The sequence below is a fragment of the Clostridium aquiflavi genome, from assembly GCF_031344075.1.
GTDB lineage: Bacteria > Bacillota > Clostridia > Clostridiales > Clostridiaceae > Clostridium > Clostridium aquiflavi.
The window spans coordinates 1-24,404 of record NZ_JAVJAN010000001.1; the positions used below are offsets into that span (position 1 = coordinate 1).

Here is a 24,404-nt window from a genome sequence, read left to right on the forward strand (position 1 = left end):
TTCTTTATTGTAGTATTCTGGGCTTATATGCCTTATGACATTTCCATTTGCATCATAATAAAATCTTTCAATTCCACCATCTGGGTAAATAGTTTTTATCTTTCTATTATCTTTATCATAAACATGCTCTATTCCTAATCCATTCTCAGTTTTATCATCGTAATAATTAGGATTTATTTCTTTTATTATGTTTCCTTCACTATCTCGTATACTTTTATCTATAATTCCAAGTGGATTCTTTATTGATATAAGTCTATCCATATGGTCATATTTATAGTAATAACCTTGTCCATTTTGCTTATTATTTAAACATGCATTAGGAGTATAAATACTTATAAGATTACCCATCTTATCATAATATTTTAATGTTACATTTCCATTTCCATCTTTTATTTTTGAAACATAGTCAAGATTATTATATCCAAATTCAATAGTTCCATAATCTGTTGATATTGATGTATTTCTTCCTACTTCATCATATTCATATTCATAATCATAACCACTGTTAGTAATTACTCTTACAGGGTCTTTTCCTTTTTTACCTTCTATAAAACTACCACTATCATATTCATAGTTTGAAATATTTCCATTTCCATCAACCTTAGCTGTTATTCTTCCATAAGAATCATATGTGTAACTTTCAGTTTTATATTCTCCAACTGAAATCTTTGTTTTCTTCTCTAATAAATTTCCTTTACTATCATAAGTAAATAGTATTTCTTTTCCTAAATTATCTCTTTCTTTTAATAAATTTTGTTCTTCATCATAAATATATTCTTTAACTAAACCATTTGATAATGTTTCTTTTAGTAAACTTCCATATTCATTAAATACTTTGAAAGTTTCAAATCCATTTCTATCTTTTATATAATTTTTATTTTCATGTTCATCATACTTAAATTCTTCTGTTGTTCCATCTTCATAAAATAAATGAGTTATCAATCCATCTTTATTAAATCTTGTTTTTTCAGTTCTTTTACTTTGTTCATAATAAAAACTAACTTCTTTATTAATATCATCATAAGTTATTATACAACTATCATTATTAGGGAAATCTTGTCTTATTACTCTTCCTCTTTTATCAAAGAAATTTTTTGTATAAGTTTGTCCATTCTGATCTGTTATACTGTCTATAAATCCTTCATCGTTATAAGTATATCTTGTTATTCCCTGATCAACATGAATTACTTCTGTTAAGTAATCTCCATTATATCTATATTGAACAGCTCTACCCAATTCATCTTTTATTTGAATTACCTTATTATCCTTATACGTAAAGAATAATCTGTAATTTGAAAATGTTGTTAATGTTTCAATATGATTTTCAATATAAGTAAAAGTTAATTCATTTCCAACTTTATCTGTTACTTTTAATATTTTTCCTGACGAATCATATGTGTATATTTTTTTATCTATATATGACTTAAATATCCAGTGATTTTTTTCTGCTTTTAATGTGTATATTTCTGCTGCGCCTTTGTCATTTACCCATTCATCATTAATTTTATTAAATGTTTCAATATGACCATCTGTGCATAGTACATAGGCAGAATCGCCTTTTATTTCCATTGTAGTCTCAAAATTTGTTGTCCAGCATTTTCCTAAGACTCCTACTCTAGGATTTACAGATTCGTATTTTCTTTCTATCTTAAATTCATCATTAATATCTGGAAGTACTACATCTGTTGCTGGTATATATAAACTTCCTGTTGCTCCATCTACTGGATCTGAAAAACAAAGCTTATTACTAACATAAGATCTTAATAAATTTTTACTAATATCTGATTCTCCAGTTGTTGCATAGTCTGTTAATGAACTTATAGCTGTATCTCCAAGCACTCTAAGTTTTCCTATTGTTTTACACTTAACGCCTGCCTTTTCCATCTTTTTTAATTTATTAATAACACCATTGTTAATACCACTTGAACCACATACTGTACACGCCGATTTTATATAATCAATTGGACTCATATCAATTCTACCATCTTGTCCATAATCCATCATGGCATTAAGACCAATGTCCCCTATAGCATCCATAGCAGCTTTCTTTATTGCTGGTTTAATTGCTTCTTTAATTACTTTTTTTGTTGCTGCTTGCATTGCTTCTTTTGTCATTGCACCTTCAAATTCAGCTGTAGTTCCAGCTGATAGAATTGTAATACAAACTCCTGAAACTAATACTGCACCATATGTTACTAGATTATATAATGTATCATTTCCTCCAAACACTGTGTCTCTCACAAAGTTAGAGGACTGTGAAAAATCTCCGCTATCTAAAGCCTTGGCATAGTCTTGAACACCTTCTTTAGCCATAGCTGCTCCTGATATAGCTGAAAATGTCCCTGAAACTAATGCAACTGCAGCTACTGTACCAACTCCACCAGTAGCAACTATTGCAGCTCCTGCAGCAACTATTGCTACTGCTCCCACTACACAAGCAAATACTCCAAAACCCGCCTTATTTTTAGCTTCTTGTACTTTTTGTCTTTCTACATTTTCTGCTTGTGCATTAATAGCATTAATTCTCTCTTCATCATCTTTATTTCTATTTGCTATTGCTTCTGGTAATTCTATAGCATCTTTAATGGTTCCTTCATATTTTATTAATGGTCCTTGTAGAAAAGTTTCATCTACAATTTCTATTCCACATGTATTACCTTTACTAATACCAATTTTTTTACCAGCGGATAATTGAATTACTTGTGGTTTTAAAGCTTCTTCTCCTCCAGCACCATCGCGCATTCCCAGCTGTATATCTTCACTAGCTATAATATTAACATTTTGTCCACATATTGATATATCACCTGACTGTGACATATTTACTGCAACTGAATTACTATTATCTGCTGCAAAATTTATACTACTTGGAGAAAGAGCCATCCCACTTCCTGCCGTATGTGAAAATGATTTTATATCAGGATTTTGTGTTTTACTTGCATATTGTCCATTAGCATCTGTATTTCTCACTGCATGAACTGCTATAGCTTCACTTTCATCATTCGTTGGAAAATATATATGAACTATACTCTCTTTTTCAGGCATACAATACCAACTGCTACTTTCAATTGCATAGGTAAAATACTTTTCATTTGAATATGATTCATTTTTTTCATCTATATGAAAATGAACACTCATGGTATTTCCTTGTACATCTTTTACAGTTGCAGGAAGACCCATTCCAAATATTTTCTTGTTAGTTTTATAAATACTTCTTAATCCTCTTTTGATACATAATGTATATATTTTTCTTACTTCTTCTTTATAAATTTCTATATCTATTTTAGATACTATACAAGAAATGTTATTGAATATAACTTTTTCACCTAATAATAAATTTTCATTACATACTACTGTCCATTTCGTATATTCTTGTATAAAATTATCTTCTAAACCTAAATATTCTCGTTTATTATAACTATCTATATCTTTTAAAACTTCATAATCTTCTAATATTATTTCCTTTTTCTTATCTAATTCAAGTAATCCAAAATAAAATCTTCCATACTCTTCTGTTACTTCTGGAACTAATAAGGCATTAAAATGACTTGCTATTCTTTTTAGGAATTCCCAATCAGTTTCTTCATATTGAAGAATAAATTCTCCTATTTTATCATTGTTTTCTAAATTGTATACATAATTTTTCTTATCATAAGATTCTAATACTTTACCTATTACTTCATTATAAGTCATATCCAAATTACAAAAAGTTCTGCTATTTTTCTTTATATCAAACTGTTTGGTAAATGAAATACAATTAAGTTCCATGATTAAAACATCATTTTCATATACCATATGAACATTTCTTATTTTACCTATAAATAATTTAGAATTATCACTTTCATTTTTATTTGATACTGCTATCTTTTCATTACTTAAATCTTTATTTGTATATTCTGCTACTTTTCCTTCAGCTATTAATAATTTAATATACAACTGTCCATGGTCATTTAAAGACATTGTTATTTTCATATCTTCAACTCTTATAGCTTCATATGGGATATCTATATTAAATTCCTTGTATATAAGTAACATCTATCTCGTCCACTCCCTCCTAATTTAATTAATCTCTCTGTCCACTTGTAAATATAGTTATTTCACCATCATAACCACAACTTAATTTGCATTTTCCAAGAAGTGCTGGTTTGCCATCAATTAAAACATCCTCTTTTCCATCTGGCCATTCATCTACAAATATTTGTGGATCACATTTTCCTGCACAATTAGCCGCTAAACTTTCTTCGCTATCACATACATCACCTGAAGATTTAAAAAAGAAATTTTTAACTTTATTTATAAATCCACCTTCATTTTCTTTTTTTACTTTATCTAATATTTCCTTTGCTGCTTCCTGTACATCAGGATTTTTAGGACTTCTACATATTCCAAAATTTCTTATGTTTACATTTGGTACGCAATCTCCTACATTTAATTGAGGAATCCCTTGTATAAACTCACCATGACCTTTAGTTACAACTAGATAACTTTCATGATCTGCTTTACTGCACAAAATAACAGCAGTATGAAGTATATACGTATTTTCTAACTCTTTTAATCTAGCATTACATTCATCTGTATCTGGTATAAATGCTGGATCCGGTTTTTCTTCTTCTGATTTTGAATCTTCTCCTTTGGAACTTTCTTCATTTTTCCCTGTAACTGCATTACCAATATCTTCTGATAAATACTTTGCAGAATTTACAGCTGCTGCTCCAAGCTCTTTAGCAGAACTTACAGTTTCATTTATTATTTCTCCTGTTTCTTTGATTACATCCTTTGCTACTGAACCTAAAAAATCTCCTATTTCACTCATTTTATATCACCTCAACTTTTTCAAATTTTATTCCTGTAAACCTCCTTTTTAATATGCTTTCTGCTACATCAAGTGAAACTACGAAATAATATTCTACCCCTGCTTTTATTTGAAAAATATTGTAATCTCCTATTTTCTTTTTATCTAAAATTATTTTATCTACCCATCCATTTTTAAAATATGTTGTTTTGTCACTTAAAGCATCTACAGTGTCTGTAAGCACTAATCTATAAACTTTCTGAATTTTCATTTTTAAGCTCGTAAAAAATGCCAATTTATATACTATTGTATTTTCATACATTTTAAATACTTTATGGATTTCATCAGAAACAAGTAATACAGGAGCTTGTATAAAATCAGGATAAACACTGTTTTCGTTACATTTTATTGGAATGTTAGTAGAATCTTTAAAGGTACTTTCATTTTCCTTAAATAAAATCATTTTTTTACTATTATTAAATCCTTCTATCTCAATAGCATTTTCTAAATCTCTATCTTGTTTTAAAATAAAGTAATTCATTATTTTAACTCACCCCATATATTTATATCTTGAAGTTGTTCTGGTGTTATATGAATAAATGGTATAACTTCTTCATTAAATAATGCTTCTTTTAAATCACTTCCTTCAAAGCTTACCTTATGAAATTTAGCATCAATAAAATTAACACTTTTTAAATTACAATTAATGAAATTTATCCTATATAATGAAGACTTATAAAATGAAACATCTTCAAGGTTACAATTATTAAATGTAACCTCAATGCAATCAGAATAGTTAAAGTTACATGCTCTTAAATCACTATTGATAAAATTAATTGTATTTAGACTAGTGTTTTTAAAAATGCTCCCTGTCATTATTGAATTCTTAATATTACACTTTACAAATTCAGTATTATTAAATTTACCTCTAGGTACACTACACTCTATAATATTAATTTCTGTTAATTTACTTTCTTTAAAATTTGCATATAAAAGGTCCTGATTCTTTAACTCACATTCATTTAAAGTACTTTTTGTAAAAATCGGATAAATGTATGGATTTTTAGTAAATCCTATTAAATCTTTAGTTTCCTTTTTTCTATAATCCATAGCAAATATAGTTTTACTTTCTTCTCTATATTCACTCCATTTAATTAGATAATATTCATCGAGGAATACGTTTTTTATCTTTTCATTATCATCTAAATCATACATATATTCTCTTGCTATATTTTCTATACTGTAATAACATTCTTTTACTATGTTAAAAACTATATTTTGAATATCGTAATTATTTACTTTTCCAAGGTAGACTTTCTTTTTCTTTATAAGAACTTGTTTTAATTCTATAAAAGGTTCAAATAAAAACTTTAGATTAATTTCTTCATATACTGAATCCTCATCAAGATACCAACTTCTGTTATATCCATGGAGCCATATTATATAGCTGTCATCTAAAACATTAGTTCTTAGAAGTTCATATTGTAAAACATTTAATAAGTAATTTTTATTGTAATCTCTAACATTACATACTTTTTTATTTAAATTTACTATGCTATCTATCAAAATCTCGCACAGTATGTCTTTATATTGCTTTAAATTTTCTTCAAATCTTAATTTATATTCATTAATAATTTTATTAACAACTTTTTCATTAAAATCCTTTAATGCTTCTTCTCTATTCACAATTCTCCTCCTTTCATTCTAATTGTTTTTAACTTGAATACCTTTCTCCTTTATTTGACCTCCTTCATCAAAGTCTATTCCTCCATTTTTGTCACAAGAAATATATATTCCTTGACCTGATGTCATTTTAAAACTCTTTTCCGCCTCTATTTTCATATTATTTTTAGCAGTTATGTTTATATTGTTTTGGCTTACTATATTTAATGTTCCATCACTTTTTAATGCTAAATCTGCTTGTCCACCATCACATGAAATAAATACTCCATCTGGAGTAAGCTTAACTTCCTTATTATTTGCTGTTCTTAAATACTTGTTATCTGGATTACCCATTCTATCTTCTGCTTCATCTGCCCCTTGTTCATAATTACTAACAGAACTTACTGCAAATGCTTCATCTTCATCTTTAGTTGGAAAATACACTCTAATACTATCACCAACCTCTGGCATACAGTACCATCCACTTCCATCACTTGAAGCTGACATTGTAGAAAAGTCAAACCAATATACATCATTGCTTTTACAATCATCGATTTCTAAGTGAATTTGTACTACATCATTCTTAACTGCTATTATCTTTCCTTGAATTGAACTTCCTATAATCTTTGTATTATAAATTTTTCTTTGTCTTAATCCACTTTGCATTCTAAGCTTATAAGTATTTTCTAATATTCCATTCTTTATCTCATAAACACATTCATATACATATAATGTTTTATTATCTAAGTCCATGTAATCTCCTAGATTTAATATAGGATAATCCATTATTTTATATGTTAAATAATCTATTTCATTAGCATCATTTAAGTAATTTTGAAGCATATAATCATATTCTTCTAAATCTTTATACATATCATATTGGATCTTTGACAGTTGTAAATTTTTATATTGATTTTCAGCTCCTGCAATAAACGTAATATAATTAAAATTTGCTACTGGTAATAACCCCTGATTGTATTTTGATACTATTCTTTTTAAAAACTGCCAGTCTGTTTCTTCATATTGTACAATTAGTTCACCTATTTTTTCATTTGGAATATTTAATAAGTAGGAAGAGTTTTTATACCCATCCATCACTAGCTTCATAAGAGATTGAACTGATAATGATGTATCTTGAAATGATCGTGATTTTACTTGTATATCCATAAGATATGTCATACTTTTTGCTTCTATTTTAATTGTATATACCTCATCTATAACTTCTACTTCTATATTAGTAACAATTCCATAAAATAAAGTTTCTCTTTTTTCTGTATTGTAATAAATTTCTATTTCTTTGTTTTTAGTAGTATTATTAATGTCTTCAATATTTTCATTATTAATAATACCAATCATCTTTAAAGTAGAATGATTATTTATAGAATTTTTTATGCATAAAGTTCGAATTGATTGAATTGAATATCCATCTACTCTTATATCCTCATAACTAATTGCATTTATAATGTTATTGGACATGAAATTTCTCCTTTCATAATTATTTTATATAAATCTCATAAGTTTAACACTTGCTTTAATTAAAAGTTCCCATTCTTTTATATCTTTATAAAAGCAATTATAATTACCAATTGACACTGTACCTTTATAATCTCTTAAAAAAACAAGATTATATAGTTGTCCTTTAGCAGTAGGTGTTTTATATGTTGCAAAAAATACTGTTGAATCTCCTAGTTTAAACTTACCTTCTTCTATCCATTCCATATAAATTTTCGTTTCTTTAAAATTTTTTTGGATTGCAGATTTTATTGTGTTAAAGTTTTGTTTTTTAGTACATTGATTTATATAATTTCCATTAAAACTTATACCTTGTAAATTATTAACTAATACTAAATTTTTATCTGTATTAACTTTCACTTCAAAAAAGGATTCTGGAACAGGTAATTCAAACTTCCCATCATAAAAAACTTTTTTAGTAAATATAATTTTTTTATCATTAATTATAACTTCACCATTTTTTATTCCTTCACAAACTTCTTCTAATGTTATTTCCTTTTCATTAACTATAGGTTCATTTTTTAATCTTTCCTCTTCCTCTTTGTCAATTCTTTGTTGTAACTTTAATTTAGCTATTTTTTCATCTATATTACTCATAAATTCCTCTCTTTCTTCAATTTAAACATTATCCATTATTAGCAACTCTTGTTCCTGTTGCTAATATTTCATCACCCTCAGACATAACTAAGCTACTTCCTGATTCACATTGTATATCTATACTTTTTTTGGCACAGATTGTCATTTCTTCTTCTGCTCTTAAAGATAATGATTGTGCACATGATATATTTACATTTTGTTGACCTGTTATTTCTACCGTTCCATCATTATTAAGATTTACAGAAGCTTGTCCACCAGAGGACGTAATATTAACACCATTAGGGGTAAACTTAACTTCTTGTCCTGAATCTGCTTTTAATGATTTAATATCCGGATTAGACATTCTATCATTTTCAGCTTCTGCTCCTGTTTTTCCTTTATTAGTTCCTATAGAGTTTACAACAAATGCCTTACTTTCATCCTTAGTTGGACAATTTAATCTTATTCTCTCACCAACTTCTGGCATACAATACCATCCTCCACCATCTGGTGAAGAAGCAACTGTAGCATATGGAAACCAATAAGCTGTTGATGCATCTATTTCTTCACTAATTTCTAATTTTACTTTAACTCTGTCTCTTTGAACTTCTAAGATACTACCATTAATTGATATTCCTATAACATTCATGTTATATAAACGTCTCGATCTAATTCCACCCTTTGGCGATAATTCATATATATTTTTTAAATTTCCTTCATCAATTTCATAAATAGATTTTTTAATGTATAAATCATGCCCTTTAAAATCAAAATATTCTCCTGTATTAAATACTTCTAAAGTTTTAATAGTATACATAATAAAATCTGTCTCTAATATTTCTGGCATATCATTATTTTTCACATCATTATATTCTTTTATATTTTTAGAAATTGTATAATTAAATATTTTCTTCTTTGGTTCTATAGATATATCTGGAATTCCTAAATATAAATGAATACCATCATTTTTTATGTCGCTTATAATACTTTGGTGATATCTAGATACTATTCGTTTTAAAAATTCATAATCAGTTTCATTGTACTGAAGTACAAATTTTCCAATTGGTTCATTAGGAATGTTTGTGTCATAAACTGCACCTTTATATGAACTCATAACTTCACTAATTAATTCATGTGTAGTCATATTAATATTTTGAAAATCTCGTTTTTTCTTATACATATCTAACATATAAGTAAAGCTTTTAGCTTCTATAGACATTACATAAACTTCTTGTATAACATTAACTCTAATTTTTGTAACTATACCATTAAATAATGAAATACTTTCATCACCTTTTTGATAATATACTTTAATAGGCGTGTCTTCATCTGTAGATAATACATAATCATCTTTTAATGAATCATCTATTATACCTGTAACTTTTAAAATCCCATGATTATTTATTTCATTTTCTATTTTTAGGTCTTTTATATGTTGAAATTCATAAGGATATATTCTTAAGTTTTCATATGATATAAATTCTTCTGCCATAATTTAATCACTCCCTCTTAATCTATCAATATCTTTTTAAATCTTCCCCTTTTATTATTAATTGTTCCTGAATCTTCTCTTTGTTTTTTTAATACCTCTAAAAGATATAAATACAATTCCTCATTTGAATAATCCTTTTCTTGAATATTTAGCTTATATGATAGGTAGCTTATTATTATATCTTTCTCAATTGCATCTTTATTTTGAATGCACATAGTCGCAAAAGTTATGTCCCATGCTTCATTAATATTGCACTTTATTAATTCTTTTCCAAACATCCTTAAAATAATTGGTGATAAACCTACTTCGTTTTTAGTTGCATAAGAAGAATTAATTAAGTTTACAGTGTCATACTCCGTTGACAAATCTTCAAAACCAGTATAATTTACTCTTAAATGTGCTCCTTCTCTAAGCTGAAATCTACATATTTCCATCTCGTTTTCCTTTAATTGAAGTTCATCATCCAAATAAATTTCTGTGCAATTTTCTATAAAATCTTTATCTATTACCTGCTCCATAAATCTCAGCTTTAATATAGTGAGTTTATTATTACATTCATATTTTATTTTTGTATCTTCTTTCAAAATATAAATGATTTCATCATACTTAATTATCCCTTTTCTTATTATCAAGAAATCATCTACTACATCTATTGAACATCCAGAGATTATTCCATCACAATACTCTTTAAACATTATGTCAATAAATGTTCTTGGATAATCCCTAAGCTCATTAAGCATATCTATTTTCAAAAGTCTACCACTTTCAAATAATGGATACCTATTTTCAAACACCAAACCACCTTCTTTCAATGTTTCTTTATAGCAACGTGTATATCTGTTTTAATATACGTTGACATATCTAAGTTAATTGTTAAATTAGAAATGAAAGGTATATTTTGTGTAGTGTTACATTAAAAAAGTTTTTGGTTAGTGTTTCTTCATTATAAGTTGTTCCAAATATGCTTGTTCAAAGTTTATCTTTGAAGCTAGCATTTTGGGTACAACTTGTAATGTTAGATACACCCAATAAACTTTTCAGTAACCGAGCAAATGTATTCCTTTCATTTCGGCTTTGATCACTTTACTTATACATATATCAACACTCCCCTTAAAACTAGTTCATTCCATCAAAGAAATTTTTCTCCCATTTATCATTTTCAAAATAAAAGAACTTCTCTTTGCTGATATATAATTCATGATCTTTTCTCAATATAGCCAGTACATAAAATCCCCAAAGTTCCTCTTCTGCCCAAACAAAAAACTTTATTTCATCATTTTCAATATTATCTGTTTCATGCTGACTTATATTGGGATACTTTTCTATAATACTAACAGCATCAGTTTTTTCTAATTCTTCATTATTAAACTTATAATCATATTCATACTTCACATTATTGCTGCTATCTTTTAAATAAAGCTTTAATATAACTCGGTCCATAAATCTTGAAACGAAACCTCTTTTTATTGCTTTATTTTTAATTAATGTGATTTCGTCTCCCTTATGTGTAAATGCTGTAAGTGTATAAGGAAGTGTTGGCATATTATTTTGAATTTGTATATCAGCATATCCAAAGTTTTTAGAATAAAGATACTTCAATGCGCCCTTAAGGCAACTTAACTTTAAGTCATAATCTTCACTTGTATCTTTTTTACTTTTATTTATTTCAATTATTCTTCCTGGTATAAATTCTTTTAAAGCATCTTTAAATATATCCACATTACATGATTGACCAGTAAGTTTAATTAGTGAATATTCATAAAGTTCATCATTTTTATATAAAGTTTCTAAGAATTTCTTTATTATGTTATATACATCACCTTTTATTAATGTGCTTATTTCATAAGTTGTAATATTTAATGTTGGTGCCTCTTTTATAATTTGCAATCTTCCATTATTCATATAGGATAATTTCCATTTGTCATACATAATTTGAGCACTATCTATTATTTCTAAATTTTCCTTTAATTCATTTGGACTTAATATTATCTTTATAAGTTCTGGATTACTAAAGAATAATTTCTTAATCTCTTCTGCTAAATTAAATAAGAAATAATAGTTATTTCTAGCTTTGCAATAGTCTTCTTTATTTCTAGTTTCATATAATTTAAACTTTGTTGGAATTATCTCTTCAGCTCTTTCATATTCACTATCTAAGTCTTCATATAATTGATCAATTCCATATTTATCTATGTTTCTAAATATATCTATTTTAAATTCATCCACTATAGCTTTTTTAATTTCTAAATAATTATCCCTAGCCAATGCATTTGCCATTAATATTTTTATAAATTGTAAAATTCTAAATGTAAGATTGTTACCTCCAAAGTCTGTATCTCCATTTTCATATGATGTCTCTATATCTATTTTGTACGAAACTCTATTATCTCTTATACTAAAACTACAACCTGAAAGATCTGTAGTTCCCCCTCCACAATCTATGATTAATGCCTTATATTCATCTCCACTTGAATACTTATCTCTATCTATAAAATTACTTATTGTGTTATAAAGAACAGCCACACTTTCCTCTATCATATTTTTGCTTTCAACATTATATTCACTTAATACTTCTTCAAATAATTTGTGAAATTTATACTTTTGTTTCGATGGACATGAAATGTATATATTTTTGAATTTACATTTAAATCTTTGATTTGCTAAAGATATGACATACTCTAAATACGCTTTTATGATATCTTTTCTCTTTATAAGTGTTGTTTTTCCATGAATATCTATTACTTTTTCACTTTTCTCGAAATCACTTATCCACCTTTTTATGTCATAAAAAACTGTTAAACTGTCATCAACATATCTCTTTTTTGATGCAAATAATGCATCATAGCCAAAGATATATTTCACATTATCTTCATTTTCATTTATATATTTAATGCCTACTACACTTGGAATTAGTGGAGTTATGCTATAATCTTTTTTAGTCGTATCTAAAAGTTTTACTAATTTTACTTTATCATCTTCATAATCTTCTAAATTTATATTTCTAATTAAATTATCATTTAATCCTTGAAATACTTCTTTATCTATATAAATCCCTGCTGTAGTATTTGATGTTCCAAAATCTATAGCAATTGGCATTGTTGTCTCTTCTAATTCTTTTATTTCAAGTTGTAAAATAGGTACAGATGAGTACTCTAAATTATAATTTTGAAAATCAACTTTATTTTCATATATATCATAAATTAGCTCTGATTCTTTTTGTGGTAAAAATATTAGATTATAAAATTTACTTTGATTTTCTTGAATAAAAACATCTTTACCTTTTACTAAAAAGTATTTATATTCATTATTCTTTTTTATCTTTTTTATATTAAGTACAGTAGAAACATTAAAATTATTATCAACTAAAAGAACATTACCTTCGTCTAACTCTTTATTGGTTTTCAACTCATATTCATCATATATTTCAAGTGATAAATCTTTGTAAATTACTATTTTCCCTGAGTAATCTACAATATCACTTGGGATTTCTTTTTTAGCACTTCTCTTTAAAAACTTTTCAATTCTTTCTATTCCGTCCTCTATATAATTACTTATTAACCGGCTATCTTTTTCTCCTCTATATTTCATAATAAGTTTTATAAGCTCTTCTTTATCTAAAGGATTTACTATACTTTTCACTAACTTTTCTTTATTACATATTTCTCTTAATTGAAAAGTTGTCATTAAAATTAAGTCTTTTTCTTTATATCTTTTTGAAATATTTTCTTCTTGTTTTTTATGCAACTTGTATGTATATAATCCCATTTTTTCCTCCTGATTTTTGGTTGTTTTTAAATTGTTAATAACATCTATACTTTTCAATTCATTTTTTCAATGAAAAAGAAAAAACATACAAATTATATTTATAACTTTTTATTCAATCATTACTATGTCATCAATTTTCATGGTATTATCAGAACCTAAAATTCCAAAATGTTTGTCCCAAAATAAATACACATTCATATTTATAGGTAAAAATGTATTTATAATAGCATTTATTTTGCCTTTTAGAATTTTATCTTCAACTTCACTTAAATAAACATATATATCTTTTGAACTTTCTTTATTTAAATACACTGTGCTATTTCTAAATATTTTTGCTAAAATTTTATTGAAAAGTTGCAGCGAAGTCCCTGTTTTATATAAAGTTATAAAGCTATTTAAAAATATATCTGTTTCTTCTTTATTAAAACAAAGTATATCTTTAGCTAACTCTTCTCCATATACATTATTTATTACGTCTTTAAATAAAAACTTCTTATAAAATTCATTTTTATTTAATCCTTGTTTTAAATCTAACTCACATAAATAATGAATTAATATATCAAATAGTACATTTTTTAATTCTATGTTTTCTTTAAAATTAATATCAAACAATTCTTCAAATATCTCTTGAAACCTATACAAAGCATTTATTTCAATATACTCACTTTGTGGTAATTTGCTTGAATTAATGTTTTGAATAGCGAGTTCCATATATGGACTATATACCTCTGCTTGTTTAAATTTAATTCCTTCTGTTGGAGTATTTTCTTCTATTGCTTTTATAAAGATGTCATAAATGTAATTCATATTAATCTTCCTTCACATTTATATTCCGGATAAATAATTTGTATTTCTGATACTAAAAAACTTAAAATATCTTTATTTAAATAATATTCTTTGTTCTTTGGTTCAAAGTATAAAACTAAAGATTTTTTTATGTTATCTTCTCTTATTTCATCTATTATAAAATCATTAGCAGCGTAGGTTTCTTTGTCTTCATCAAATTTAAGTTCTTCTATTTTTAAATCTCTAAATCTCAAATGTTTTGATACTTCAAATGAATTTATAAGCTTTGCTATTTCATTTTTTGTTTTTATAACATATCTATTATTAAATAAAAATCTATTTGAAAAATTAACATTCTTGTAATTACTCATAATTTCGTAATTATCTTTTTTAGTATTATCTTCTTTATAATTTACAATCTTATAGACTATCCATGGAGATGAAACAGATATTTTTGATGTTATTGTTATATAATTCTTTTTTATTGTTACATAATCCATATTTTCTTCATCTAAATTAACCAAGTAACCATGATTTGTTCCTTCTTTTTCAATTGAAATATAATGTTCAAAATTAACTTTATCTATACAAGGTACTGGAAATCCTGCACATTTCAATTTAATCTCTTTAATGTTCCAAAGTGGCACCATATCATATTTTATATATTTGCTATAATCACCAAAGTCTATGTTTATCTTTATAATCTCTTCTTCTTCATCTATTTGATCTTCACACTCTGTGAGAAATATTTGTGCTATTTTATTAATATAAGGCATATTAACTGTTTTCCACATAATGTTGTTATTTATAAAACACTTGTATAAAGTATTTATTTTTTCTTTATATTCAGTATTTGCTTTTATTTTAAAATAAGCTTTATGAATCTTTTTATTTGTTTCTATAATTCCTGTTATTTCTGAATTATTAGATATGAACTGTTTAAAAATACTGTAGTCGCATTTTAGAAATACATTAAACATTTCAGAAGATACATTATCATTTAAATTATCTATAATTGTTTTTACATCATATATCTTTTCCTCTGTATCTTCTTCTATCATTGGAAATAAAAATTCATTAGTTACATCTAAATGTTTTCTATCAATTATTGTTGAATACACATTATATTTTTCCTCTAAATATTGTATTTCATCAAAAACTCTTTCTTCTAAATCATTAAATCTATCTTCACTATGTTGTTCTAATGAAGTGAAGACACTGTTCAGTATTTTTTTTAGCATTACTCTATCATTTAAATCATTTATTTCATTTAATTTTTCATAAATTTTATTCATTTTTACCACCTGTACTAGCTATTTCTTTATCTAATACCTTTAATTTTTCATCTATTGATTTTATTTCTTCTGTAAGACCTACTTGAGTGTATGCATCTTTTGCTAATGTATATAAAACTTTTGCAGATGTTATATCACCCTTAACGTATCTTTCGTTAGCTTCATTTAGATATATATCACCTTCAGCTTTTGTTTGCGATTGCCCTTCTATTTTTTTATCCATAAGAACTATTTTTTCTTCTAATTCATTTGCTAAACTATTTGAATTTATTTTTTCAAATGCCTCTTTTGCCAAAGCATAATACATCTTCGCTCCTACGTAATCTCCTGCTATATATTGTGTATCACCATTTTTTCTAAGGTCTATAGCTTTACTTTGAAGATCATCATCTTCCTTTTTAGCTTTTTCTTCTTTTTCCTTAGTTTTTTCTTCTTCTTCTTTTGCTTTTTCCTCTTCTGCTTTAGCCTTTTCCTCATCTTGCTTTTGTGCTTCTGCTTCTTTGCCTTGCTTTTCATATATTCCTTTAAGTTTATCTATAGCTTCTTGTTTTTCATCTTTTAAATAATAATTTGAAGCAAGTCTTTTTGCTTCTAAGTAATTTGCTTCTGCTTCTGGTACTTTTCCTGCTTCTAACTGACTGTCTGCAAGTTCCAAAAGATCAGCAACACTTATACATGTTTTAGCTATATCTATTTTCTTCAAAATATAATTTCTTGCTTTATCATCAACATCTTCACCTTTTTGCATTGCTAATAAGTACTGATCTAAAGCTTCATTAAATTTCTTTTCTTCAAGTTTTTTATCACCTTCAAGTATTATTTCTGTATATTTACATTCACCATCTATTTCTTTTATGTCATTTTTAAGTTTATATTTGTTAGCTATCTTTAATGCTTCTTCATATTTTGAATTTGCTTTTTCTATATGTTCATTTTCTATGTATCCATTTGCTTCACTTACATAATTATTCATAGATGCAATTGCTTCTCTTTTTTTATTTTGCTTTACATTAAATACTACTAATGCTATAACTAAAACCAAGATTATTGGAATTGCTGCAAATAAAATTTTCTTTATCATAGCCTTTTTCTTTGGATTTATATATGCCTTTTCAACAAAGGTTACAGCTAGTGTATAGTTTTCTAAATTATTTAATTGCTTTGATAAGATCATATCTTCAACTCTATCTGCAACTTCTTCAGGCTCTGTTGCCCCCTCTAGAGCATCTTCTATTTCTTTTTCATCACAATTTTCCCATATTCCCTTTGTAAGCAATGTAAATACATCACCATCGTTAAGTTTTATTTTTTTAGATATGAATGGTGAACTTAATTTATTTTCTCCTAAGTAACATGAAAGATTATTTCTCTCTATATGCTTAGCTGCCTTATCTAAAGCTATCATTTCCTTATCACTAAGTTGTTGAGTTAATGATAGATCTCTACTTTTTTCATTTAAATATCCATCCTTAAAAAAATAGAATCTTGAATTACCTATTACAATATACCTAACTTTACTGTAATTAGTTATAGCTATTGTCATAGATGCTTTAAGTCGTACATTTTTACTTGTCTTTACTATTTCTTCATTAACTTTATTTAAATACTTTTTTAGTGTAAATTTATTCATAGTAGGATTTTGTGTAAATAATTTAATGAATGTTGTTACTGCAATTTGAGCAGTGTCATTTTCTGTGTCATTATCAATACCATCTGCAATTGCATAACATCCAAACTTATCAAGCTCTACAAAGGCAAAATAATCTTTATTTTGAAGATGCGTTCCTTCTTCTGATATAAAACTTGTCTTAAATTTTGAATTCAACTTTCTCATTTGTCTCACCCTAACTTATTAAAATGCGATTATTTTTAAATATTCTTTTTCATAATTATTATGCTTCCATTATGAGTATTTTCATGATGTTCTATTTCATCTATAATTTCATCCAAAACTATATCTATATGCTTTTTATTTTTATTTAATATATTTTCAAAATCTACCCATCTTATTTCTTCATAAATCCCTTTACTCATAATCAAAAGTAAATCATTTTTTTCTAATTTAATACTATGGTTTTTCATTTCTACATTATTAAGATTTTCTTGTCCAAGGTAATATAAAACCTTTTTGTTATTTAAAACTTGAAGTGCTTCAATCTTTTCAAGTTTTCCTTCATAATATTTTTCTTTTGCAACTTCATTCATACAATGACCTTCACTCAATTTTATAAGTTCACCTTTTCTAAAAATAGTTAACATCAAATTACCTAAAGAAGTATAATATAAATTTTCTTCATCAATAATTGCCATTAAAATGCTTGTACCACCTTTATTCTTCTCTACTCTTTTAAGTATTTCATGATTTGCTTTATTAATGGCTTTTTTTAAAAAGTAACTCACTTTTTCATTACTATATTCCTTTAAAAACATATTTGATATTGTTTTTACAGCAGTAATACTAGAAATTCTTCCCGCTTCATTTTTTCCTAAGCCATCAGCAATAACTGCTAAAACTGCATTATCTTTTTTCTTTATATTAAAGTAATCTTCTTGTATTTCTTCATGACCTATATGTGAATATTTAACTAAACTTATATTTTCTTTGTTCATAATTTTAAACAATATGTGCTTTATCACACATAATAAAAGTAATAACATTATTAATATAAGCACTACTTCTTTTTGATCATATCTACTCATAAATAACATTTAAATTACCCCTGTTCTTTATCTTGCCATTCAAAATGTTCACCACAAAATGGTACAAATAAGAATTTACTCTTTCCAAGCTCTATAACATCATAATTTGTAAGTTGTGTTGGCATATATACTGGTTCATTATTTAAATAAGCAATTCCTGAAGAATCTCCTGGAAGTAATACATAATTTTTCTTTTTAGGATCATATACTACAACGGCATGATTTCTGGCTGTTATGTAATTATCCCCAATTATTTGTATGTCCATATCATCAGCTCTACCGATGAAATTTTTCCCATTCTTTATTTTATAATCTTTTCCTACTCTACATCCTTCAATGCAAACAAGCCATCCACATACTGGCTCTATTTCTTGATATAAAAGATTTGTTTCTACTTCTTCCGCATCTGGTACAAGTTCTTTCTTATTTTCTTTTTTACTTGTATCTATATTACAATAAGGACATATTGGACCATATCGTCTTTCACTAAACATATGACCATTTTGACATCTAATTAATGACATATAATCACTCCATTCATCTAAGTAATAATTTCACTTTTGAAATAAATATAATATCTCCTTTTTTTAAGCTACAAGGAGTATTTTTCACAATCCTATACTTTTTACCATCATCTATTTTTTGTATACAAACTCCACTATCTAGAGATAGATCTTCTATATACCATGTTCCAGCAGCATAATTTAATACTGCATGATTCTCTTCAACTAAGGTTGAATAAATAGATTTGTCTAAGTCTACAAATACATGGTTCTTCTTATTGTTTTTTCCAATAAGAAAAGATATTTTATCTTGTATTTCCCATTGTTTTATGATTTCATTATCTTCATTTACTAGCTCAATGGTATTTATACTATTGCTTTCTTCTATATAACTTTCATTATGTATTTTTCTATATAAAGTTATAAATGTTATAATTCCAAATACAATTAATAAACCTAAAAGTACACCTTTAAGTTCCCTTGATTCTATAGTCATATAAGTTATTCCAAATATTAATGTTATTGTTATGCCTATAAAAACATTTATTAATTGAATACTAAATATCAACTTATTATTTTGATTATTTTTCAAAGTAACCACTCCATTACTTTCTTAATACTTTTTACTCTATATAAATCCTTATTTCTTTACATTAAAAAAATTATTAAATATATTACTTGTATCAATAGGATTTTTACTATCTTTTTTTATTTTGCTTCCATCAACATCATTACTACTTGCTTTAAAGCCAAAAAAACTTTCGAAATATTGATTTAAATCATTTAAAGCATCACCTTTGTTAAAGTTTTCTTTGGTTTTTTCTTGTGATTTTTTACTATTATTTTTGCTTTCATTTTTTTGTCTATTAGAATTATTTTGATTTAACTTTTTATCATATTCTTCTCTAGATGATTCATTACTTAAAATTTCATATGCTTCATTAATTTGTTGAAACATTTCTATTGCATCTTTATTATCTTTGTTTTTATCTGGATGATACTTTTTAGCTAAGTTTCTAAAAGCTTTTTTTATTTCATCTTTATTAGCACTTTCTGAAACTCCAAGTATCTTATAATAATTTTTCACTTTATCACTCACTTTTTATTTAAATTAGAGTATGTTTTAAATATATTTTGATATAGCAATAAACAAAGTGTCATCATTACTCCATACACCCTTACTTATGCATATATAACAATCTAATAAAACATAGACTTAAATTAAGATTTTATTTTCATACTATATTTAATTTCTATAGACTAATACTGAAATATTTTAGTATACTATAGTTAGTGATGCTGAAGGTATATAAAAACTAAAATACTCATATTTATTTTAAAAAAGTTGCATGTGAGGATTTAAATTATTAGTGAGTCAAATTTAAATCCTCTGCAACTATAGTAAAATTAGATATATTGCTATTTTATTACTTTTAGGTATAATTAAGCGCTATATCCGCCTTCAATTGTAACTTGAGTTAGCTTATCTTTCTTTTGTCTAACTACAAGTGTAAATGTACCAATACCTTCAGTGTCACCAAAGTTTTCTTTGTAATCTACAACGAAAGCATTAGGATAAGTAATTTTTCTTATAATTTGATCAGCTGAAATAACTTCTACTGTTATTTTTCTATAACAATCAGCTTTTTCTGCTGGTACTAATGACCAAAGTCCCATTTGTCTTGTGCTATCAAATGGATCGCCATCTACAGCTGTTAATATTTTTCCGCTTATAGTCATTGTGCTTCCTACGTCTTTTGAACGTGCATTAGCATCCTTTGGAGTGTCTGTTGTAAATCTTACTTTTTCAACACTTTCAATACTTAAATCAATTGTTTCTGCGCCTTCAATTTTTACTCTAAATCCCATTTTTTAATTCCTCCTATTCTTGTCCAAATCCACCTTCAAATTTTACAAAAGCTGTTTTATCTTTCTTTTGTTTTACACATATCTTGAAAGTACCAATACCTTCAGCATCTCCGAAGTCTTCTTCGTAGTCTACAACAAATGCATTAGGTAATGTCATTTGTCTTACTATTTGTGATGCCGAAATAACATCTACTTTTACGCTTCTGTAACAATCAGCTTTTTCTGCTGGTACAAGAGACCATTGTGCTAATTTTATAGTGCTATCAGCAGCTTCCCCTCCTACTGGAGTTAATATCTTTCCTGTTATAACTAATGTTGTACCTTGGTCTGTTGAACGGGCATTTGAATCATCAGGTGTATCAGTCTTAAATTCTACTGTTTCAACACTTTCAATGCTTAAATCAATAGTTTCTGCACCTTCAACTTTTACTTTAAATCCCATTTTGTCATCTCCCTTTTCATAATTTATTTATAATTAAAATAGATATTTAATTAATATCTATCAGAATTAGCTAGCTTCACTTCTAGTAATTTCAACTTCAAGATTTTTAATATTTCCATTAAATACAAGATCAATATTACATGTTCCACTCTTATCATTTATAACAAAGTTAATGTCATCTCCATCTTGTATTATTGCATTAATGAATTCTTTATTTGACATCCATTTACTCTTAACGCTATTAGGATTATTACTAAAGAATTTAACTATATTATCTTCTTTAAAATCATTAGTATAGAATCTTAGCATTCTTTCTATATAAGTTGTAACTAAGGTCTTATACATTGATTCAAAATCATTTTCAGTTGCTTGAAGGCTTCTTGCCTTGTAAACTGTAATTTGTTTTATATCTTTACCTTGGTATTTAGCATTTTCTGATGAGAATACAAATCCAAAGTTCTTTCTATTTATTAAATTTTTGATTTCATTAGTAAATCCTGATATTTCTTTTGCTAAAGTTGAAGTAATTCTTAGCGAATTATCTCCAGATTCAATATCAAATCTTACTCCTGGATAATCAAAAAATACATTGCCATAATATTCTCTTAAGTATTCTGGACATTGATATGCTGCAACTATTCCTGCTGCAATATATGAACTTCCAATATATACTCCTTCAATCCATAACTTAAATAAATCTTCTTTTGCTTTTGACAATTCTGCACTTCCCTCATCTGTCATAAGCATTTTACTATCAAGTATCACACCTGATTTTTCTTTTGGAATTATTGTAAAGTTTGGAACACATGGAATTGCAAATTCGCTGTATGTTTGTCTCATAAGAGGGGCACATCTGTCCATAAATTTATCTATTCCTGCTGTAGCTACATGATTAAATGTAGTATCTTCTCTTGCTTCAAAGCTAAAGAAAATTTGGATTCTATATTTTTGAACTGTATTAAGAAGTAAAGATAGGTTTTCCATAGTATTACATTCTATTTTTTCAACTTTTTTGTTTCCCTTAAATCTTTCTCTCTTAGCTCCACTTTTGTTTTGACCTTCTAATTCAATTGATGGAACTATTCCAAACCAAATTGTATTATCAAAATCATTTTTATCATTTACAGTACTTAAATATGCTTCAAGTCTTGGCAAGTTAGCTGAATTTACCAATCTGTCAAGCTTATTATTTGCAACAAGTAATGTTGGCTTCATACCTTTGTTTTTTGTTTTATATTGGTCAAAGAACATCTTTACACCAACAATTTTTTCTATTAATGGTTTAACAGTTTTTATAAAATCATCTTTAGAATTTTTGTAGAACTCAAGGTATGTATTATAATTTTCAACTTCATGTTCTACATCTATTTCACTTTCCATTGTAGATGCAAGCGGGCAAAAAGTTCTAACAACTAAACTTTTTACATAATCAGATTTTGTTTCATTCACTTCATCATAGTCATCTTCAAAGGCTTCAATTAATCCTACATTTGCTTTGTCATCTATTGCAATTAATGATTTTTCTTCACTCTTAGGTGCTTCAAGAACCTTAAGTTCTCCATCTTGTCCCATACTTAACACACCTATTTTTAATGCTTCTCCGCCATTTTGGCTATCATCTTGTCCTAAAAGTAATCTCGTTTTTATATCTTCAATAGCTAATGGAAGCATTGCCATTATGTTATTGTAATTTTCACCAGCATTCTCAAATAAATTATTTAATTTATCTCCTAAATCTAACTTACTTGGATCTTCATCATCTAGTTCGTCATATTTACTATATAAATATTGTATTTCTTTTCTAGATTGTCTTATATCATCCATTACTTTTTTAGGTGAAATCATATCTAATAAATTTTCAAATTTAAAATCTACATTTGCTATTCCCTGAGCACTTTTAGTATCTATTAAAGTGAATAACATTTTTAGAAAATCATTTGATTGATTTATAGGGATTTCTGTTACAAAGTTATCTGGAAGATTTTCAGGTTTCTTCAATGTATACATAACCTTCTGGTTTGTTGCATTATAAAATGAATATACAACAGGTGAGAATTTATCTAAAAATTCATCAAAACTACTTACTAAAAAATTTTCATTAATTTCTTTTATCTTATCATCATTTAAGCTGCTTAATCCTTTAGTGTCTCCAATTACTGAAATCAAATCTAATCTTTCGGGGTTTATTTCCTCAAATAATATCGTTCTATTCGTTTGTTGAATAACATCCATAATCTATTTCCTCCAAAAATTATTTTATGCTACTTTTCATACTTAAATGAAATCACATTTTCTTTTTCGGTTTATTTTACCATAACTTTAAATTTAATCCCTATTTTATATTTAATTTCCAGTATTTTTTTGTAATTTTTTTAAATTTTTTTCTAAAATTGAATAATTTTTTATATATTTTTTTGATGATTTATTAATTGTCAACGTTATATTTAAACTATCTAAGAAAATTTAGTATTTTTTGTATTTTTTTTAAATTTATCTATTTTTTATTTATAAATATTAGAAAAAGGCACTAAAAAACAAATTTAAAATTGCTTTTTATTGCCCTTTTTTAAAAAAATTTTATTAAATTCAATTAATATTTTATACTTAAAAAATCATAAATGATATAATAAAAATTACTAAACTAGAAATAATCAATGTGAAATTTATTATGTCCTTAACATGAAAAGTAGGTTTATTATTTATATTTTCATGTTCTTGCGCTTCTAAATCAATATTTGATACATATTGTGAATTCATTTGTCCAAGTGATTGAATTGATATCCCAAGTGAATTTCCTGATATATTTAAGAAAACTTCTATAACTAGCACAGCTAAGCTTATAACAAACAAAGTATCTTTTAATGTAAAACCATAAATATGATATATTCCTAAAGAAATTAATACTAAAACTATACAATTAATAAAAGTCCCCAAAATAATTTTCAGAATAATATTTCCATCCATATACAATCCCCCTTTAATTTACTATACCTCTGGGGTCCAAAAAATTCCA

Annotated in this window: 20 protein-coding genes; all 20 read right to left on the reverse strand. The window is 26.2% G+C overall.

The genetic code is table 11. The features are described 5' to 3' along the window. Positions 1–4,032 (reverse strand): DUF6531 domain-containing protein (locus RGC78_RS00005; RefSeq protein WP_309555695.1); only part of this gene is annotated, 4,032 nt, incomplete at its 3' end. 28 nt (positions 4,033–4,060) lie between these two features. Next, complete coding sequence (locus tag RGC78_RS00010; RefSeq protein ID WP_309555696.1) at positions 4,061–4,810, reverse strand: DUF4280 domain-containing protein; 750 nt, start codon at positions 4,808–4,810, stop codon at positions 4,061–4,063. Between the two features lies 1 nt (position 4,811). Then, a complete protein-coding gene (locus RGC78_RS00015) occupies positions 4,812–5,330 on the reverse strand; it encodes a hypothetical protein (RefSeq protein WP_012423478.1) in 519 nt (172 codons plus the stop codon). Further along, positions 5,330–6,475 carry a pentapeptide repeat-containing protein gene (locus RGC78_RS00020; protein ID WP_309555697.1) on the reverse strand — a complete coding sequence of 382 codons (1,146 nt, stop codon included), beginning with the start codon at positions 6,473–6,475 and terminating at the stop codon, positions 5,330–5,332. Before RGC78_RS00020 ends, RGC78_RS00015 begins: the two co-directional genes overlap by 1 nt. Before the next feature lie 18 nt (positions 6,476–6,493). After that, positions 6,494–7,927 carry a late control protein D gene (locus tag RGC78_RS00025; protein WP_309555698.1) on the reverse strand — a complete coding sequence of 478 codons (1,434 nt, stop codon included), beginning with the start codon at positions 7,925–7,927 and terminating at the stop codon, positions 6,494–6,496. 24 nt (positions 7,928–7,951) lie between these two features. Further along, entirely contained in the window at positions 7,952–8,560 is a 609-nt protein-coding gene (locus RGC78_RS00030; protein ID WP_309555699.1) for a hypothetical protein, read from the reverse strand. A gap of 28 nt (positions 8,561–8,588) precedes the next feature. Further along, positions 8,589–10,031 (reverse strand): contractile injection system protein, VgrG/Pvc8 family, encoded by a 1,443-nt coding sequence (locus tag RGC78_RS00035; RefSeq protein ID WP_309555700.1) that lies wholly within the window; start codon positions 10,029–10,031, stop codon positions 8,589–8,591. Positions 10,032–10,048: 17 nt separating this feature from the next. After that, positions 10,049–10,825, reverse strand: a complete 777-nt coding sequence (locus RGC78_RS00040; protein ID WP_309555702.1) for a hypothetical protein — start codon at positions 10,823–10,825, stop codon at positions 10,049–10,051. 322 nt (positions 10,826–11,147) lie between these two features. After that, positions 11,148–13,796: an Hsp70 family protein gene (locus RGC78_RS00045; protein WP_309555704.1), complete on the reverse strand. Its 2,649-nt coding sequence runs from the start codon at positions 13,794–13,796 to the stop codon at positions 11,148–11,150. 108 nt (positions 13,797–13,904) lie between these two features. After that, positions 13,905–14,603 carry a hypothetical protein gene (locus tag RGC78_RS00050; protein ID WP_309555705.1) on the reverse strand — a complete coding sequence of 233 codons (699 nt, stop codon included), beginning with the start codon at positions 14,601–14,603 and terminating at the stop codon, positions 13,905–13,907. Beyond that, complete coding sequence (locus RGC78_RS00055) at positions 14,600–15,877, reverse strand: normocyte-binding protein (protein ID WP_309555707.1); 1,278 nt, start codon at positions 15,875–15,877, stop codon at positions 14,600–14,602. Before RGC78_RS00055 ends, RGC78_RS00050 begins: the two co-directional genes overlap by 4 nt. After that, positions 15,870–17,711 carry a serine/threonine protein phosphatase gene (locus tag RGC78_RS00060; RefSeq protein ID WP_309555708.1) on the reverse strand — a complete coding sequence of 614 codons (1,842 nt, stop codon included), beginning with the start codon at positions 17,709–17,711 and terminating at the stop codon, positions 15,870–15,872. The genes RGC78_RS00055 and RGC78_RS00060 overlap by 8 nt, the downstream gene beginning before the upstream one ends. A 35-nt stretch (positions 17,712–17,746) precedes the next feature. Further along, on the reverse strand, positions 17,747–18,586 hold the full coding sequence (locus RGC78_RS00065) for a PP2C family protein-serine/threonine phosphatase (RefSeq protein WP_252214068.1): 840 nt from the start codon (positions 18,584–18,586) through the stop codon (positions 17,747–17,749). A gap of 5 nt (positions 18,587–18,591) precedes the next feature. Continuing rightward, positions 18,592–19,101 (reverse strand): FHA domain-containing protein, encoded by a 510-nt coding sequence (locus RGC78_RS00070; RefSeq protein ID WP_012424108.1) that lies wholly within the window; start codon positions 19,099–19,101, stop codon positions 18,592–18,594. Between the two features lie 13 nt (positions 19,102–19,114). Continuing rightward, on the reverse strand, positions 19,115–19,672 hold the full coding sequence (locus tag RGC78_RS00075) for an FHA domain-containing protein (protein ID WP_252214070.1): 558 nt from the start codon (positions 19,670–19,672) through the stop codon (positions 19,115–19,117). 48 nt (positions 19,673–19,720) lie between these two features. Beyond that, complete coding sequence (locus RGC78_RS00080) at positions 19,721–20,167, reverse strand: DnaJ domain-containing protein (RefSeq protein WP_252214072.1); 447 nt, start codon at positions 20,165–20,167, stop codon at positions 19,721–19,723. Positions 20,168–20,523: 356 nt separating this feature from the next. Next, positions 20,524–20,949 carry a hypothetical protein gene (locus tag RGC78_RS00085; RefSeq protein WP_003370322.1) on the reverse strand — a complete coding sequence of 142 codons (426 nt, stop codon included), beginning with the start codon at positions 20,947–20,949 and terminating at the stop codon, positions 20,524–20,526. A 13-nt stretch (positions 20,950–20,962) separates the two neighbouring features. Beyond that, on the reverse strand, positions 20,963–21,391 hold the full coding sequence (locus tag RGC78_RS00090; protein WP_003368913.1) for a hypothetical protein: 429 nt from the start codon (positions 21,389–21,391) through the stop codon (positions 20,963–20,965). A gap of 66 nt (positions 21,392–21,457) precedes the next feature. Further along, positions 21,458–23,623, reverse strand: a complete 2,166-nt coding sequence (locus RGC78_RS00095) for a transcriptional regulator (RefSeq protein ID WP_252214074.1) — start codon at positions 23,621–23,623, stop codon at positions 21,458–21,460. Between the two features lie 372 nt (positions 23,624–23,995). Further along, positions 23,996–24,355, reverse strand: a complete 360-nt coding sequence (locus tag RGC78_RS00100) for a hypothetical protein (protein ID WP_309555716.1) — start codon at positions 24,353–24,355, stop codon at positions 23,996–23,998. Between the last annotated feature and the right edge of the window lie 49 nt (positions 24,356–24,404).